The following is a 2,854-nucleotide window of genomic DNA, read 5'->3' on the forward strand; positions in this document are numbered from 1 at the left end:
TGATGCGCAGCCCGGCATTAGGCAAAACAGATGCGAGCCGACCTTGCCGGTTTGGCGCAGCAGCGCCGCGACGAGCAGATTTCCGAGCCAATGCTGGTGCTGCAGCGGCTCGATTGTCTGCCATGCGTCCCAGGCGATCGCCGCTGCCAGCGCGGCCGGCATGTTTTCGCCGCGCAGCCGGTCGACGATGGCGAGCCAGTCGGCCAGCCGCTGGTCCTCGTCCCAGTCGAGGTCGCGGATCAGCGGCCTGAGATTGTCCGGCAAGACCTGGCGCACTTTCCCCCTGCCCTGCCGTGTCGACCTCCGGGCCGTCTGCCGCGCGCGGCGCCAAATTCTCGCCGGCCAGCAGTCGGCTGGAGCGGGCCAGCACAGCATCGATCTCGGCCAGCTCTTCGCTCAGCGCGTCCTCCTGGTCAGTGTCTTCAGCAAGGTTTTCGCCGGCATCGTCGTCCGCACTGACGGCGGCCGTCGCGGCATCGAGTCCGGAGCCAACTCGGCCGGCGCTCGCCCCGTTGCCGCCCTGCCCTTCGCGGCCACGCAGCGCCAAAAGGCCGGGCCGCGACAGCGCCCAGTCTCGTTTTTGTGTGAAAATGCGGCGGCGGGCGCGCAGCACGGCGTGCGCCCGGGTGAGCTCGTGGGTCGGAGTGCGGATGTCCATGTGGGCGTCGTGCAGCAGGAGGTCTTCGGCATGGACGAGCTCGCCGTCGAGCCACAGCGCGGCGGCGGCGTCGGCAAAGTTTCGCGTTCGAGCCAGCCTTCGCGGACCGGGCTTTTGGCCACGCGCTCGTCGAGGCGGGCGAGGAGGTCTTCGGCTGTCGCTTTTACTTCCCGATTTCAACAGGGAAAGTCAGGTGTTGTTTAGGTTTAGGCGCCACGACAGCCTCGATTTTTCGCTAACGATTTCACTGACTGCTCGATTTGCCACACCGATTGCACAACCGGAAAGCCGCACCCGGCACGTCGCATTCCGACGAAGCATGGTCGGCGGCACGTCGACTCGCTCGCGAGCTCGACAGGATTCTCGACGGTTCGGGGCCAAGACGCGCGGCAATCAACCGGGCCGCGGCCGAGCTGCGCCTCTCGACCCGCCAAGTCTACAATCTGCTGGCGCGCTACCGTAACGATCGGACCGTGACGTCGCTGCTGCCCCAGTTGGATGGCAGCCGCCAGGTTGTGTTGCAAAGCTTTGGTAACTGGTCGCGTGGGAGAACCCTGCATCAATTTTCGCGAGGTTCGAGATGTTCAAAGGCCATCAGTTCGACCAGTCCGTCATCTTGTTATGCGTGCGCTGGTATCTGGCCTACAATCTGAGCCTGCGCGACTGGAAAGAAATGATGGCCGAACGCGGCATTCGGCGTCGATCATTCGACGATCCATCGCTGGGTCATTCATTTCGCGCCGCGGTTGCTGGAGCGCTTCAACCGCCGCAAGCGTGCCATCACCGGCAAAATGGCATGTCGACGAAAGCTACGTCAAGGTTCGCGGTGAGTGGATGTATCTCTACCGCGCCATCGACAGTGTCGGCGACTCGGTCGAATTCTGGTTCAGCGAGCACCGCGACCTGCTGGCTGCCAAGCGCTTCTTCAGGAAAGCCCTGGAGCGCCATAACCGGCCCGATCGCATCGTCATCGACGGCAGCCAGACCAATCATGAAGCCATCACTTCCTGCGATGCGGCAAATCGGTTGCAGGATCGTTCCCGGCGCTTGCTGAACCCGATCACGATCAGGAAAAGTCGATACTTGACAACAGGATCTCGAGCAGGACCACCGGCGCATCAAGCGCCGTGTGCGGCCGATGCTGGGTTTCAAGTCGCCGGCCACCGCCAGCATCACCCTGTCGGGGATCGAAATGCTTCACCTGATGCTCAAGCGACAGGCGAGGTACGCGTTCAACCCAAATCCCTTCCTGGCCGAGCAGTTCGCCATACTGGCGGCATGACAGCGGCCTGTCCCGACCAACCTTCATGACACAGAAAAAAACGTTGCAACACAACCAACTCTTGTCGTCGTTTAGCCGCGCTTTTGAAAAGCCATCAACACTTCAGACTTCGCCCGAGCCGGACGACATCGGCGTCGTTTCGGTGACAAGGCTGATCAAAGACGACGTCCACGATGCACTTCCTGGCTTGCCCGCATCCTCCGGGCTGATTCTCGAAAAGTGGCTGCGGTGAACGCCCGAAGTCTTTGATCGGTTATTCAACGGCCTCCGGCGTCATGGCTTGCAGACAGACGGACTGGCTCGGCCATCCAGTCGCGGTCGAACCAGCTGAGCTTGGGAACCCCTAGCCCCAGACTCCTTGCGATGGAGATGGCGAAATCAGGTACGACCGGGTATGTCGCGACACAGAGTCCGACGAGCGCGAAGGTCACCGCGCGGGCCGCAGTCCGGGCAAGCGCCTCCTTCACCTTCGGCGCAGCCGGAACTTGCAGCACTGAACATGAATAGTGGTCAATTGCGTCGACGAACGCCTCGATTGCGCGTGTCAGCTGACGTACGTCCGGGTAATCCGCTTCGAATCGCGCCCGCACTTCCGCGTTGAAGCGTCTGCAGTCCGCGAGGAACGCAATGTCGGTGGCTGACCACTGGCCAGGACACGGGAGCTCGTCTGTCGCGACCCGCCCGATGACCTCGTTAGCCTTCGCGACCGATCTCGACAGCCGTCCGTCCCAGAAGTCCCGTTTCCAGCTCTCGTAGGCACCCATGGAGAAGTCCTCGACAGAACCGTCCGGACGACACCGACACAAGTAGAAGCGAAGCGGCTCGGCAGTTTCTTCCGCAGCGATGTCGTTCACCCAGATTGCGTGTTTTCGTGATGTTGAGAACTTCTTCCCCTCAAGCGTGAGCATCTGGTT

General features: G+C 62.1%; 4 protein-coding genes and 2 pseudogenes. 4 read left to right on the forward strand and 2 right to left on the reverse strand.

What is annotated here, in order from left to right:
• A partial coding sequence (locus tag EOC93_RS33185; protein WP_245461607.1) for a DUF1612 domain-containing protein occupies nt 1–276 on the reverse strand: 276 nt, incomplete at its 3' end.
• Between EOC93_RS33185 and EOC93_RS33190 the strand changes: the two genes are divergently transcribed.
• The 4 genes and pseudogenes from EOC93_RS33190 (at nt 254) to EOC93_RS33205 (ending at nt 2,172) form a co-directional block, all read left to right on the forward strand.
• Nucleotides 254–862: a hypothetical protein gene (locus tag EOC93_RS33190; protein WP_127206723.1), complete on the forward strand. Its 609-nt coding sequence runs from the start codon at nt 254–256 to the stop codon at nt 860–862. The genes EOC93_RS33185 and EOC93_RS33190 overlap by 23 nt on opposite strands.
• A gap of 56 nt (nt 863–918) precedes the next feature.
• Nucleotides 919–1,158 (forward strand): annotated as a pseudogene (locus EOC93_RS35220) (transposase); the annotation flags it as partial.
• An 80-nt stretch (nt 1,159–1,238) separates the two neighbouring features.
• Nucleotides 1,239–1,940 (forward strand): annotated as a pseudogene (locus EOC93_RS33200) (IS6 family transposase).
• Between the two features lie 25 nt (nt 1,941–1,965).
• Entirely contained in the window at nt 1,966–2,172 is a 207-nt protein-coding gene (locus tag EOC93_RS33205; protein ID WP_126104958.1) for a hypothetical protein, read from the forward strand.
• Between the two features lie 25 nt (nt 2,173–2,197).
• On the opposite strand, the gene EOC93_RS33210 is transcribed toward EOC93_RS33205, so the two are convergent.
• Nucleotides 2,198–2,854: class I tRNA ligase family protein (locus EOC93_RS33210; RefSeq protein WP_164759390.1), on the reverse strand; the 657-nt coding region annotated here is incomplete at its 5' end.

Source organism: Mesorhizobium sp. M6A.T.Ce.TU.002.03.1.1, from assembly GCF_003997275.1.
In the GTDB taxonomy this organism is placed as follows: domain Bacteria; phylum Pseudomonadota; class Alphaproteobacteria; order Rhizobiales; family Rhizobiaceae; genus Mesorhizobium; species Mesorhizobium mediterraneum.